We start from the raw sequence: 13,108 nt of genomic DNA on the forward strand, positions 1-13,108 counted from the left end.
CGTGAACTCACAACCTAACAGGACGAACCGGGTATCGGAATACCCAAAGGTCCCTTGCAAGATTTGGGCTTACGCGCGGGCGCGCCTTCCTCTCCCCCGCCCGCTCCCATCGATCCCATTCCGGTCATGAAGCTGGTAAAGGCACGAAAACGAACCTTCGCCGTCCAGTCGATATTCCACACCGCCTTGGGATCGGCCGGTTTGGGCGGAAAGGCAAAATTCTCCTCCGGACCGAAGGCATTCATACTGCCGAACATCATGCCGCCCGCCGCCGCCTTGGCTTCGGCAGGGATTGAACAGGTTGTCTGTGTCGGCGGCAGGATGTTCTTTGCGGCAATCTGCCGCTGCACTTCGGCCGGGGATAGCCAGTCCATGCCGGTGCCCCCATCCTTGCTGTTGGCCGATGTCCACATGACCAGATCGCCGCCCTGCCCCGCACGTTCCATGCCGCCCATCGCCCAGGCGACATATCCGGTTGCGGTGGGAACGCTGTTCCATTTGAGCAGGATCGCCCCCAATTGTTCCGACGGATTGACCTTTAGCGAAGCCATATAGTCGTTCATCAGCGCGAATTTGATTTCAGGCGTGTAGGCGCTGGCCACCCGATGTTCGCCGCGCAAGGAGGAGCCGGACTTGGGTTGCTTGCCATTTTGCCCATTGGGCCACCAGGCGGCATTTGCATCGCGCGCCGCGGCTGCGACCTGCATACCCCGCATCTGGGCGGGCATATTTGCGGGCATCTGCGCCGTCGGCAATTTTGCAAAATCGATGATGAAGGGTTGCCCCTTGGGTGCCTTGGTATAGCAGCCCCAGAACATCAGTAGACGGCCCTTCGGCTTTTCCATGCCGCGCGGATCATAATCACGGTCGGTCTTGGACGGCTTGCCCGGCGCATCGCCGACCAGCGGCACCGACTTGCCCATCTTGGCAGCAGGCAGGAAGAAATGATCGGCCTTTTCCGGCTGCTGCGGCGAAGGCGTTGCGGAAGTCAATTTGAGGTCCAGCATATAATTATCGCCGCCACCGCCGAGCAGTCCGCCGAGACCGCCGCCCATCATGGCCCCCATGCCCATGCCGGACATAGTCGACACATCCATGCTATATTGCGCCTTGGGACCTGTTGTTTTCTGGGCGGAGCCGGGCACCGTCGCCAGAACAGCGGCAACCGCCGCCAATGAGGCATATCGTGATATTGAACGCATGTTTCCACTCCTGGGTTTCCGGACCTGTCAGCCCGGTCAAACATGCGACCCGATTCTCGTTACCTGCTAACTATATGCATGTCGGAAAACGAAGCAAGTCCTTACCCAGCGGTGCCTCCAACCGTCAGCGCGCTGACCAGGGTCGTCGGCTGCCCGACGCCGGCAGGGACGCTTTGACCCGCTTTGCCGCAAATGCCGACGCCTTCGTCGAGCGCCATGTCGTTGCCGATGCCGGTTACATTGTTGAGCGCGGTGAAGCCGTCGCCAATCAGGGTCGCGCCCTTGATGGGATCGCCCAGCTTTCCGTCCTTGACCAGATAAGCCTCGGTGCAGCTGAACACGAACTTGCCCGACACGATATCGACCTGACCGCCGCCAAAGCTCTTGGCGAAGATGCCGTTTTTGACGCGACTCAAAAGTTCGGCAGGATCATCGTTACCGCCCCGCATGAAGGTGTTGGTCATGCGCGGCATCGGCGCATGCGCGTAGCTTTCGCGGCGGCCATTGCCCGTCGGCTCCACACCCATCAGCCGCGCGTTCATGCGGTCCTGCATATAGGCGCGCAAGATGCCGTCTTCGATCAGGACATTTTCCTGCGTCGGCGTGCCTTCATCATCAATCGAGAGCGACCCGCGCCGGTTCAGCATCGTGCCATCGTCGACCACCGTCACGCCCGGCGCAGCGACGCGCTGGCCGATCTTGCCCGAGAACACCGAAGAGCCCTTGCGGTTGAAATCGCCTTCCAGACCATGGCCCACCGCCTCATGCAGCAAGACGCCGGGCCAGCCCGGTCCGAGCAGGACGGTCATCTCGCCCGCAGGGGCCGCGACCGACCGCAAATTGGTGAGCGCCTGTGCCAGCGCCTCATCAATGGCATGTTCCCATTCATGGTCTTCAAACAGCTTGTCGTACAGATAGCGACCACCAAAACCGTAATTGCCGCTCTCGCGCCGGTCGCCATCTTGCGCGACGATGGACACGTTCAGCCGCACAAGCGGGCGGACATCGGTGGCGATGAACCCGTCGGCGCGGACGATCTCCACGACGGTCCAGCTGCCCGACAGGCTGACGCTGACCTGTGCGACACGGGGATCGCGGGCGCGGGCGGCGGCATCGATTTTCTGGCAAAGCGCGACCTTCTGCGCGAAGGGCACCAGTTCCAGCGGATTGCCGTCGGTATAAAGGTGCCGGTTATTCTTGCGCGGCGGGGCGGCGGGCTGATCCTTGGCGGGGTCGAGCAGCTTCAATGTTTCGCCCGCACGCCGGATGGCGGCCTCGCTCATATCATTGGCGTGGCTGAACCCCGTCATCTCGCCAGACACACCGCGCAGGCCGAAACCCGAACCGGTGGAATAATCCGCCATCTTCAGACGGCCATCGTCAAAACCGAAACTCTCGGTGGCGCTATATTGCAGATAGAGCTCGCCATCATCGCAGGCCTTGAGCGCCTCGCGCGTCAAACGCTGGGCCGCATCAGGGTCGAGCAGGCCGGGTTGATACAGATAGGAACGGGGATCGGTATATGTCATACCCCCTATATGGAGAAGCAATGCAGGCGCGAAAAGGTCTAATATAAAACTCCAATATAAAACAATGCGGCGGACCGCGGGACGCGCATGCCCTTCCCTCTGCAATCAACCCTGCTAAAGCGACGGCGATGAAAAGCCGATTCCAGTTTTCGATTTCCGCCACCAGCGGCAAGGCCCGCACCGGGACCATCCAGATGATGCGCGGCGACATCCGCACGCCTGCCTTCATGCCCGTGGGCACCGCCGCGACGGTCAAGGCCATGCGCCCCGCCGAAGTCCGCGCGACGGGGGCCGACATCATTTTGGGCAACACCTATCATCTGATGCTGCGCCCGGGCGCTGAACGCGTCGCGCGGCTGGGTGGGCTGCATCAATTTTCCGGCTGGGACCGGCCGATCCTGACCGACAGCGGCGGCTATCAGGTGATGAGCCTGTCGGCATTGCGAAAGATCAGCGAAGAGGGCGTTTCCTTTTCGAGCCATCTCGACGGGTCGAAGCATATGCTGTCGCCCGAACGGTCGATGGAAATCCAGCGCCTTCTGGGCTCCGACATCGTCATGGCCTTTGACGAATGCCCCGCCAACGGGGTCAGCCGCGACGAGGCGATCAAGTCCATGGAATTGTCGATGCGCTGGGCCAAGCGGTCGCGCGATGCCTTTGATGCGGGCGGCGCCCATGCCGAACAGGCTGCCTTGTTCGGCATCCAGCAAGGCTCACTCGACGAAGAATTACGCAAGCGGTCTGCTGATGCGCTGATCGATATCGGCTTTGACGGCTATGCCGTGGGCGGCCTTGCCGTGGGCGAGGGGCAGGAGGCGATGTTCGGTTGCCTCGACTATGCCCCCGACCAACTGCCCGCCGACCGGCCGCGTTATTTGATGGGCGTGGGAAAGCCCGACGATCTGGTCGGCGCGGTCGAACGCGGGATCGACATGTTCGACTGCGTCCTGCCGACCCGCAGCGGACGCAATGGCCAGGCCTTTACCCATTCCGGCCCTATCAACATCCGCAACGCCAAATTTGCGGAGGATCAGGGCCCGATTGACGACCGCTGCACTTGCCCCGTCTGCGCCACATGGACCCGGGCCTATGTGCACCATCTGATCCGGTCGGGCGAGATATTGGGCGCGATGCTGATGACGCAGCATAATCTGCACTATTACCAGATGCTGATGGCCGATATGCGCGCCGCCATTGCCGAGGACCGTTTCGCGGCCTTTGCCTCCGGTTTCCGGCGAGACTATCTTAAGACATGAACGCCATCCGCAACGCCATAACCTGCGCGTCCACCAACAGCCCGTTCCTTGGCAGCCTGATGGAGCGCAATCCCGATCTGATGGCATTAGTCGAAGCAGGCGACCTCGACGCCGCGTTGCACAGCGCCTTGGCGCGCCAGTCGGATACGGTCGGTTCGGCCCTCCGGCGGCAGCGGCAGGGTGTGGCGCTGGTGACGGCGCTTGCCGACCTTGCCGGACTATGGAACCTGACCCGCGTCACCCGCATCCTTTCGGATTTCGCCGACCATGCGCTCGACCAGGCCATCGCCGCCGCCATCGAGGAACGCGTGCCCGGCGCCCCCAATCAGGGTTTTGCGGTCATCGCGCTGGGTAAGCATGGCGGGCGGGAGCTTAACTATTCGTCCGACATCGACCCGATTTTCCTCTTTGACCCGCAGACGCTTCCCCACCGCGAACGCGATGATGTGGCCGAGGCTGCGGTCCGCTACGGACGGCGCGTGATCGAATTGCTGTCGGCGCTGGATGCCGATGGCTATGTCTTTCGCGTCGACATGCGCCTGCGCCCCTCGCCCGAGGTCAGCCCCATCGTCCTGCCGGTCGAGGCCGCGATCAGCTATTATGAATCGAGCGCGCTGGCATGGGAGCAGGCCGCCTTTATCCGATCACGCGTCTGCGCGGGCGACCGGCCGCTCGGCGATTATTTCCTCAATGCTATTCAGCCTTTCATCTGGCGCAAGTCGCTCGATTTCGGGCAGCTCAAGAACATCACCGCGATGACCGCGCAGATCCGCGACCATTATGCCAAGGGGCAGAAAATCGGCCTCGGCTATGATCTGAAGCGCGGGCATGGCGGGATAAGGGAATGCGAATTTTTCGCCCAGGCGCATCAGTTGATCCATGGCGGCCGCGACGTCGCCCTCCGCAATCCCGATACGCGCGAAGCCTTGGCCGCGCTGGCGACTGCTGGCTGGATCAAGCCGGAGGAATCGGACATACTGGGCGCGGCCTATGAACAATTGCGGATCGCAGAACATCGCCTGCAAATGCACAGCGACCGGCAAACGCACAGCATCCCCGACAATCGCGACACCGCCGATGCGGTCGCGCGGCTGCACGGGCTGGCCGATGCCGACGCGCTGATCGAGATCATCCGGCCCATCTCGACATCGGTCGCCGCGATCTATGACCGGATGGTGGACGCCAGCGGCAGCGAGGGGCCGCGCATGGCCGAAGACGGCCTGCCGCTTGAAGAACAGCTCGCCGATCTGGGCTATGCCGACCCGGCTGCAGTGATGCAGCGCATGACCCGATGGCGCAGCGGCAACATCCGCGCCATCCGCAGCCCGTCGGCCCGCGACGCGTTCGAGGCCGTGCTTCCCGCCTTGCTGAAGGCAATTGCCGACGCACCTGATTCCGACCGCGCGATTGCCCGTTTCGACAATATGATCGAGGCGATGCCGAGCGCCATCAACGTGTTCCGTTTGTTGGAGGCACGGCCCGGTTTGATGCAACTGGTTGCGGATATTTTGAGCTACACCCCGACCCTCGCCGAAGATCTGGGACGCCAGAGCCGATATCTGGATGCCTTGATCGACGCCAGTGCGATGGATTTACCGGGCGATGTACCAGAATTGCTGACGGCGATGCAGCGCCGTATCGGCCAAGCGGACTACCAGTCGACGCTTGATATCGTCCGCGACTATGTGGGCGAAAAGCGCTTCGCGCTGGGCGTCCAGCTGATCGAAGGGCGCAACGACGCGCTCGATATCGCGCGCAGCTACGCCCATTTGGCGGAGGCGGCGTTGCAAACCCTGACCGCCGCCACCGTGGCCGAGTTTGAAAAGTCCCATGGCAAGGTGCCGGACAGCGAGCTTGTCATCCTCGCGCTCGGACGGCTGGGCGGCGAGGCGTTGACCCATGCGTCGGACCTTGATCTCATTCTGCTCTTCACCGGCGATCATCTTGCGGAATCCGACGGCGCGCGGCCGCTGGGCGCCACCCAATATTATAACCGGCTGGCGCAGCGCGTCATCGCATCGCTCAGCGTGCCGACCGCTTCGGGGGCGCTGTATGAAGTCGACACGCGCCTGCGGCCCTCGGGCGCCGACGGTTTGCTCTGTGCTTCGGTCAAAAGCTTCGGCCAATATCAGCGGGAAAATGCGTGGACATGGGAACATATGGCGCTGACCCGTGCCCGGCTGCTCTTCGGTTCGGATACCGCGTGCGGCGAAGTGCGGGGAATTATCGCCGATGTCCTGAACGCCAGACGCGATGTCGACAAGACCCGGGCTGAAATCGCCGATATGCGTAAGGACATGGCCGCCCATAAGCCGCCCAAAGGCGAGCTGGATGTTAAGCTGCTGCCCGGCGGGCTGGTTGATATGGAGTTCATCATTCATATGCTGCAACTCACCCGGCATGAAGGACTTGTTCCGCAACTGGGGTCCGCGATCGACATGTTGGCGCGCGCCGGACATTTGCCCGCCGATTTTGCACAGGCCTATGCGCTTTTGGGACGCTTGCTGGTGATGGTCCGGCTGGTGGCGCCCGACTGTGCCGTCCCGCCCGTAGCAGCGCAAAGCCTGATCGCCCAGGGTCTGGGCTATGCCGACTGGAATGCCCTGACCGCCGCGATTAGGGATTATCGCGGGGTTGTCACGGTGGAATGGGAGCGCCTATTTGGCCCACGCGATTTTTAAAGGATGCCGATAATGACCGATGTGAACGATACGCTTCCCGATGTAACGGTGCTCGACAGCGCCGGAACTGCCGTCAACCTTGCGGCGCTCAAGGGGCCGTTGGTGCTCTATTTCTATCCCAAGGCCGATACGCCGGGATGCACCAACGAAGCGAAAGACTTTACCGCGCTGGCCGCTGAATTCGCTGCACTTGGCTGCCCGGTTTATGGCATGTCGAAAGACAAGCCCGCAAAGCTCGCCAAATTTGCCGCCAAATATGACCTGAATGTCGCGCTGCTGTCGGACGAAGCCAGCGACGCCACCGAAAAGATGGGCGCTTGGGTCGAAAAGTCGATGTATGGCAAAAGCTATATGGGCATTGACCGGTCGACCTTTCTGGTGGGCAAGGACGGCAAGGTGAAGCAGGTCTGGCGCAAGGTGAAGGTGAAGGATCACGCCGCCGAAGTTTTCGCCGCGGCAAAGGCGCTTGGGTGAACGCACCGTTCGCCCATCCGGCTACACTCGGCCAAGCCTGCCAATCCGTCCTCCTGACCGCGGATCCTTATGCCAAGGTGATGGCGGCGCGGGCGGCGGCGCGGCACTGGCGATTGGGGCGATTGGCGCACAGTTTCGATGTGCCGATGCCCGATGCCCCTGCGCGTCCCGAACGTCCGCAGCTTTTGGCACCCGGCCGGATGCCCAAAAGGCGCAAGGGCGGGACCGAGGCCAACCGCATCGCCCTGTTGCACGCCCTGGCCCATATCGAATTTGTGGCTATTGATCTGGCCTTCGATCTGGTTGGCCGATTTGGCGGCCAATTTCCCGCGGCCTTTGCCGACGACTGGATGAAGGTCGGTGCGGATGAGGCCATGCACTTTGTCTTGCTCGACCGGCGGTTGCGGCAATTGGGCAGTTTCTATGGCGCGCATCCGGCGCATGATGGCCTTTGGGAATCGGCCTATGAGACACGCCATGATGCCCTCGCACGGTTGGCCGTTGTGCCGATGGTATTGGAAGCGCGCGGCCTCGATGTGACGCCTGCGACCATCGCGCGTTTGGAATCGGCGGGTGATTCGGTCTCCGCAAAAATCCTCAATCGCATCTATAATGACGAGATTTCCCACGTTTTTGCCGGAACAAAATGGTTTGAGACGGGTTGTTCCGAGCACAGAATCTTACCAAAAGATTACTGGAAAGTGCTGGTAAACCGTCACTTTCGTGGGTCCGTTAAGCCCCCGTTCAACGACTCAGCGCGTTTGAGCGCCGGTTTGTCCCGCGATTATTACGCATAGGTTGCAATGCTTCAAACTCTCCGTCACCACCTCTTCACATAAGGGGTGGGCAGAATAACTGCCTTTGTAAAACTTCGGGGCTGCGCGTCGGCGTGGGTCGCAACAAAAGGTACGTTAACGCTATGATACGCAGCGCTTTGGCTAATGGCCAATCACTGACTTTCAAACTTGTATCTGCGCTTGCCTTCATGGTCGCCGCTTTCACAATGTCGCCCGCCCATGCAAATTCCGCAGCGGCTTCGGACAGCTTCCGGATCAAAGCAGAAGATTTGAAAGCCAATCAGAGCGCATTGGGAACTTCCGATCCTGAATTCCGCGCCCTCAACAATAGCTGGGGCCGCATTGTCGGCGCTTCAACAAAAGTTGAAGTCGCTGTTCCGTCGATCAACCCTGTAGAAGTTATGAAATTTTCGAGCGGTTTTGGATATCGCAACGCACCGACGCGTGGCGCCAGCCGCAATCATAAGGGAATTGATATTCCTGGCCCGGTTGGCACACCTATTTACGCAACAGCAGATGGTGTTGTTGGCCGCGCGCAATGGCTGGGCGGTTATGGCAAATATGTTGAAATCAACCACGGAAACGCGGTGCAAACACGTTATGGGCATTTGTCCGCTATGAACGTTGCTCCCGGACAGTCTGTCCGCAAAGGCGATATTCTCGGTTATATGGGTTCCACAGGTCGCTCCACCGGCAGCCATCTGCACTATGAAGTGCGTATCGCAGGCGAAGCCATCAATCCCACCGCCTTTCTGTCGCCTTTGACCGCTGAATCAAATATCTTGCTTGCCAGTAAAACTGCTGATAACAATGCCATAGGCGGGCCAGCTGAAAACGAGTAAGCTTACCGGCTAAACGCATCACCTTTGGGAGAGGGTGTAATCTAGGGGGCTGGCAAAGGAAACTCTGCCGCCCCTTTTCTTTATCTGCTGCACAGCCTACATGGGGTGTATGTCTGAAACTCCCGCCATATCCATGACCGATAACGCCGCCCGCCGGGTTGCGGAAATCGCCGTCAAGCTGGGCAAACCGCCAATCTTGCGCTTGTCTGTAGAGGGCGGGGGCTGTTCGGGCTTCCAATATCGCTTTGGCCTGGCCGAAAGCGTCGAGGCCGACGACATCAGGGCCGACGGAACCGGCGCGTCGCTGGTGGTGGACCCCATCAGCCTCGATCTGGTGCGTGGATCGGCAATCGATTTTGTCGAATCGCTCGGCGGCAAATCCTTTCAGGTCACCAATCCGCAAGCCCAGGCCGGATGCGGATGTGGTTCCAGTTTTTCGGTTTAGCCGCATCGCCGTCGCTTTGCGGGGCCGTTTTTCTGTTCGCTAAATTTCGCATCTAATCAGATGTGCTCTGGCGCTTCGGACCAACTGCGCTAAAACGGGCTATGCGTATCGCGACTTACAACATCAATGGTGTCAAAGCCCGGCTGCCGCGTTTGCTGGAGTGGCTGGACGAAACCAAACCCGACATTGCCTGCCTGCAAGAGGTGAAGTCCCAGGACGACGGCTTTCCGGTCGGCGAATTTGAACGCGCGGGCTATGGCGCGATCTGGCACGGGCAGAAATCCTTTAACGGCGTTGCCATTCTCGCCCGCAATGCACAGCCTGTCGAGGCGCAGCGGACCTTGCCCGGCGATCCCGAAGACGAGCATGCCCGCTATCTGGAGGCTGATGTTTTTGGGGTGCGCGTCGCCAGCATCTATTTGCCCAACGGCAATCCGCAACCCGGACCGAAGTTCGACTATAAGCTGAAATGGATGCAGCGCCTGCGGGCGCGCGCAGCCGAACTGATGGCAGCAGAGATACCGGCGGTGCTGGCGGGCGACTATAATGTCATTCCGACGCCGAAGGATATCTGGTCGGCTTCAGCCATGCTCGACGATGCCCTGCGCCAGCCCGAGAGCATTGCGGCCTACCGGACCTTGCTGGCCGAGGGATGGACCGACGCGCTGGCCACACATTATCCGCAAGGCGGGGTGTGGACCTATTGGGATTTTCAGGCCGGCGCATGGCAGCGCGACCATGGCTTCCGCATCGACCATCTGTTGCTCAGCCCGTTGCTGGCCGATCGGCTGGTTGCCTGCGGCGTCGATAAAGACCATCGTGGCCGCGAAAAGGCGAGCGACCATGCGCCAACATGGATCGAACTGGCGGATTAGCTTCAGAAAACGCCATCGTTGACAATTATCGTTATTTCTGTAAATACAGAAATAACGATAAGGACGAGTCGCCATGGGCGTTGAGAAGTATCCCGAAGCACTTGAGTTCATCCTGCATTGGGGTGAAATGGGCACCCATTGGGGCGCCAACCGCTCCGTCGCGCAGGTGCACGCGCTGCTCTATCTCAGCGACCAGCCACTGGATGCCGAGGCGATTTGTGAGGCGCTCGATCTGGCCCGCTCCAACGTGTCTACCGCGCTCAAGGAACTGCAGGGTTATGGCATTGTCCGCCGGACCCATATTCCCGGCGATCGGCGCGACTATTTTACCGCGGAAACCGAGCTTTGGGACCTGTTCATGGCGATCACCGCCGAACGCAAAAGGCGGGAGATTGATCCGACCATCGCAAAACTCGGCGAACTGAAGGACCGCATGGCCGCGAACAAGGATCTTCCCGCCCATGTGCGTGAGCGGATCGGGCGGATGCACGAATTTATCGCGACCCTGACCGGATGGTATGAACAGGTACGCGGCCTTAAGAAATCGACGTTGGTTTCGCTCATGAAGCTGGGTGCAAAGGTCGCCCGCTTCGTCCCCGGATCAAAGGACTAATCAAAACAGGAGAAATCGCATGCCACCTGAACATTCGCATATCTGATCATTTCGATTTTTACAGAAATTAAAGAAAGTAATTTTCAAACGTGAAAGGACACAGTCATGACCTTGTTAGCTTATAGCCTCTACCTCATCCTTGCGATCGGCATGACGATCTGGGTCGCATGGACGCTTAGCACCAACGGGAAAATCTATCTGATCCGATGCTTCGGGCATGATGCGGAACTGGCGACCTCTGTGAACCATTTGCTGGTGGTCGGCTTCTACCTCGTCAATCTGGGCTTTATCGCTCTTGCCTTGAGCGGAGCGGGGACGGTCAAGGATGCGCCCGAACTGATGCGCTTTCTGGGCTGGTATGTCGGATTGGCAGTGCTCGTCCTGGGCGGTATGCATTTCTTCAACATGGGCGCGGTCACGCGGCATGGGAAGAAAGTCGCCGATTGGGTGCATCAGCAAGCCCCTGCCCCCGATCCAGCCCCTGAACCCGAGCGCATTGTCGCCAGAACACGGAGCGATAGCCTGCTCGACTAAGGGGCGAAACGAACAAATAGTTTGCCGCCGCCGCTGCGCCGATATGGACAGCGGCGGCGGTTATGCCTATCGGCTGGTCATGTCGATTCAGCCATCAGATTCCATCCTCATCATCGATTTCGGGTCGCAAGTAACCCAGCTCATAGCCCGCCGCGTGCGCGAGGCCGGGGTCTATAGCGAAATCGCCCCCTTCAACGCAGCGCAGGCGGCTTTTGAACGCATGCAGCCCAAGGGCATCATCCTGTCGGGCGGCCCTGCCTCCACCACCGAGGCCGGCTCCCCCCGCGCACCCCAATGCGTCTTTGACAGCGGCCTTCCCATTTTGGGCATTTGCTATGGCCAGCAGACCATGATGATGCAGCTGGGCGGCCATGTGACGGGCGGCGAAGGCGGCGAATTTGGCCGTGCCTTTATCGAGGTTGAAAAGCCCTGCACCCTGTTCGACGGCGTCTGGGGCGAGGGCGAAAAGCATCAGGTGTGGATGAGCCATGGCGACAAGGTCACAAGCCTTGCCCCCGGCTTCGAAGTCGTCGCCACCAGCGATGGCGCACCCTATGCCTTTATCGCGGACGAGGCGCGGCGCTATTACGGCATCCAGTTCCACCCCGAGGTGGTGCACACCCCCGATGGCGCAAAACTGATTTCCAACTTCGTGCATAAGGTCTGCGGCCTTGCCGGCGACTGGACCATGGCCGAATTCCGCGCCACCAAAATTGCCGAGATCCGCGCCCAAATTGGCTCCGGCCGCGTCATTTGCGGCCTTTCAGGCGGCGTCGATTCCTCGGTCGCCGCGATCCTGATCCACGAAGCGATCGGCGCGCAATTGACCTGTGTCTTTGTCGACCATGGCTTGCTGCGGATGAACGAACGCGAGCAGGTCGAAACGCTGTTCCGCGACCATTATAATATCCCGCTGGTCGTGGTCGATGCCGAGGCGCGCTTCATGGCGGGCCTGTCGGGCGTCACTGACCCTGAAAAGAAGCGTAAGTTCATCGGCGCAGAATTCATCAATGTCTTTGAAGAAGAAGCGAAGAAAATCGGCGGCGCGGATTTCCTCGCCCAAGGCACGCTCTACCCCGATGTGATCGAAAGCGTGTCGTTCACCGGCGGGCCATCGGTCACGATCAAGAGCCACCACAATGTGGGCGGCCTGCCCGCGCGCATGAACATGCAGCTGGTCGAACCATTGCGCGAATTGTTCAAGGATGAAGTCCGCGCATTGGGCCGCGAATTGGGACTCAACGACCAGTTTGTCGGCCGCCACCCGTTCCCCGGACCCGGCCTTGCGATCCGTATCCCGGGCGAAGTGACCAAGGAACGGTGCGATATCCTGCGTAAGGCCGACGCGGTCTATCTGGAGGAAATCCGTAACGCCGGTCTGTACGATGCCATCTGGCAGGCCTTTGCCGTATTGCTGCCCGTCCGCACCGTCGGCGTGATGGGCGACGGGCGGACCTATGACAATGTCTGCGCCTTGCGCGCCGTCACCAGCACCGACGGCATGACCGCCGACATCTACCCGTTCGACAGCGCCTTTTTGAGCCGGGTGTCCACGCGCATCATTAACGAGGTCAAGGGCATCAACCGCGTCGTCTATGACTATACATCAAAGCCCCCGGGCACGATCGAATGGGAATGATTTTCACCCCTCTGAGATATCCGAGAGTGCGAAAAACTACGACGTAACACTCTGATCTATAATATCTTTTATTCAGTGACATTCAGCAACAATCGCTTGATGGCGTACAAAGTTCGCGGACTTGCTGACGGTATCGCCTGCTCTTGCTACTTCCAAAATCGCTCGTTACCGTCAGGGGTACAATAGCACCTGACGGTAAATTTTTTACGCTAACATTCGGA

12 protein-coding genes are annotated in these 13,108 nt (G+C 60.0%); 10 read left to right on the forward strand and 2 right to left on the reverse strand.

The annotated features are described in order from the left end of the window. Positions 1 to 14: 14 nt before the first annotated feature. Both EUU23_RS10070 and tldD read right to left on the reverse strand, forming a co-directional pair. Positions 15 to 1,202 carry a hypothetical protein gene (locus EUU23_RS10070; protein WP_160354006.1) on the reverse strand — a complete coding sequence of 396 codons (1,188 nt, stop codon included), beginning with the start codon at positions 1,200 to 1,202 and terminating at the stop codon, positions 15 to 17. Between the two features lie 101 nt (positions 1,203 to 1,303). Then, positions 1,304 to 2,731 (reverse strand): metalloprotease TldD, encoded by a 1,428-nt coding sequence (gene tldD, locus EUU23_RS10075; protein ID WP_158901957.1) that lies wholly within the window; start codon positions 2,729 to 2,731, stop codon positions 1,304 to 1,306. 128 nt (positions 2,732 to 2,859) lie between these two features. Here tldD and tgt point away from each other — a divergent pair, with 128 nt between their 5' ends. The 10 genes from tgt to guaA all read left to right on the forward strand — a co-directional run bounded on the left by tgt (position 2,860) and on the right by guaA (position 12,887). Beyond that, positions 2,860 to 3,987 carry a tRNA guanosine(34) transglycosylase Tgt gene (tgt, locus tag EUU23_RS10080; RefSeq protein WP_160354007.1) on the forward strand — a complete coding sequence of 376 codons (1,128 nt, stop codon included), beginning with the start codon at positions 2,860 to 2,862 and terminating at the stop codon, positions 3,985 to 3,987. Beyond that, positions 3,984 to 6,668, forward strand: coding sequence for a bifunctional [glutamine synthetase] adenylyltransferase/[glutamine synthetase]-adenylyl-L-tyrosine phosphorylase (locus EUU23_RS10085; RefSeq protein ID WP_160354008.1), 2,685 nt, complete (start codon positions 3,984 to 3,986; stop codon positions 6,666 to 6,668). The genes tgt and EUU23_RS10085 overlap by 4 nt, the downstream gene beginning before the upstream one ends. Before the next feature lie 12 nt (positions 6,669 to 6,680). Next, entirely contained in the window at positions 6,681 to 7,142 is a 462-nt protein-coding gene (locus tag EUU23_RS10090; protein ID WP_160354009.1) for a peroxiredoxin, read from the forward strand. Beyond that, the gene (locus EUU23_RS10095; RefSeq protein ID WP_343032712.1) at positions 7,139 to 7,939 is read left to right on the forward strand and encodes a ferritin-like domain-containing protein; all 801 of its coding nucleotides are present in this window, start codon (positions 7,139 to 7,141) and stop codon (positions 7,937 to 7,939) included. The genes EUU23_RS10090 and EUU23_RS10095 overlap by 4 nt, the downstream gene beginning before the upstream one ends. A 122-nt stretch (positions 7,940 to 8,061) precedes the next feature. Further along, on the forward strand, positions 8,062 to 8,781 hold the full coding sequence (locus tag EUU23_RS10100; protein WP_160354010.1) for a M23 family metallopeptidase: 720 nt from the start codon (positions 8,062 to 8,064) through the stop codon (positions 8,779 to 8,781). A gap of 100 nt (positions 8,782 to 8,881) precedes the next feature. Next, positions 8,882 to 9,226, forward strand: a complete 345-nt coding sequence (locus EUU23_RS10105) for a HesB/IscA family protein (protein WP_160354011.1) — start codon at positions 8,882 to 8,884, stop codon at positions 9,224 to 9,226. A 101-nt stretch (positions 9,227 to 9,327) separates the two neighbouring features. After that, positions 9,328 to 10,101, forward strand: coding sequence for an exodeoxyribonuclease III (gene xth / locus EUU23_RS10110; RefSeq protein WP_160354012.1), 774 nt, complete (start codon positions 9,328 to 9,330; stop codon positions 10,099 to 10,101). Between the two features lie 73 nt (positions 10,102 to 10,174). Next, the gene (locus EUU23_RS10115; protein ID WP_160354013.1) at positions 10,175 to 10,714 is read left to right on the forward strand and encodes a GbsR/MarR family transcriptional regulator; all 540 of its coding nucleotides are present in this window, start codon (positions 10,175 to 10,177) and stop codon (positions 10,712 to 10,714) included. A gap of 105 nt (positions 10,715 to 10,819) precedes the next feature. After that, positions 10,820 to 11,248: a hypothetical protein gene (locus tag EUU23_RS10120; RefSeq protein WP_246156421.1), complete on the forward strand. Its 429-nt coding sequence runs from the start codon at positions 10,820 to 10,822 to the stop codon at positions 11,246 to 11,248. Between the two features lie 79 nt (positions 11,249 to 11,327). Beyond that, positions 11,328 to 12,887 (forward strand): glutamine-hydrolyzing GMP synthase, encoded by a 1,560-nt coding sequence (guaA, locus tag EUU23_RS10125; RefSeq protein WP_160354696.1) that lies wholly within the window; start codon positions 11,328 to 11,330, stop codon positions 12,885 to 12,887. Positions 12,888 to 13,108: the final 221 nt, after the last annotated feature.

It is taken from the genome of Sphingorhabdus profundilacus, from assembly GCF_009769755.1.
In the GTDB taxonomy this organism is placed as follows: Bacteria; Pseudomonadota; Alphaproteobacteria; order Sphingomonadales; family Sphingomonadaceae; genus Sphingorhabdus_B; species Sphingorhabdus_B profundilacus.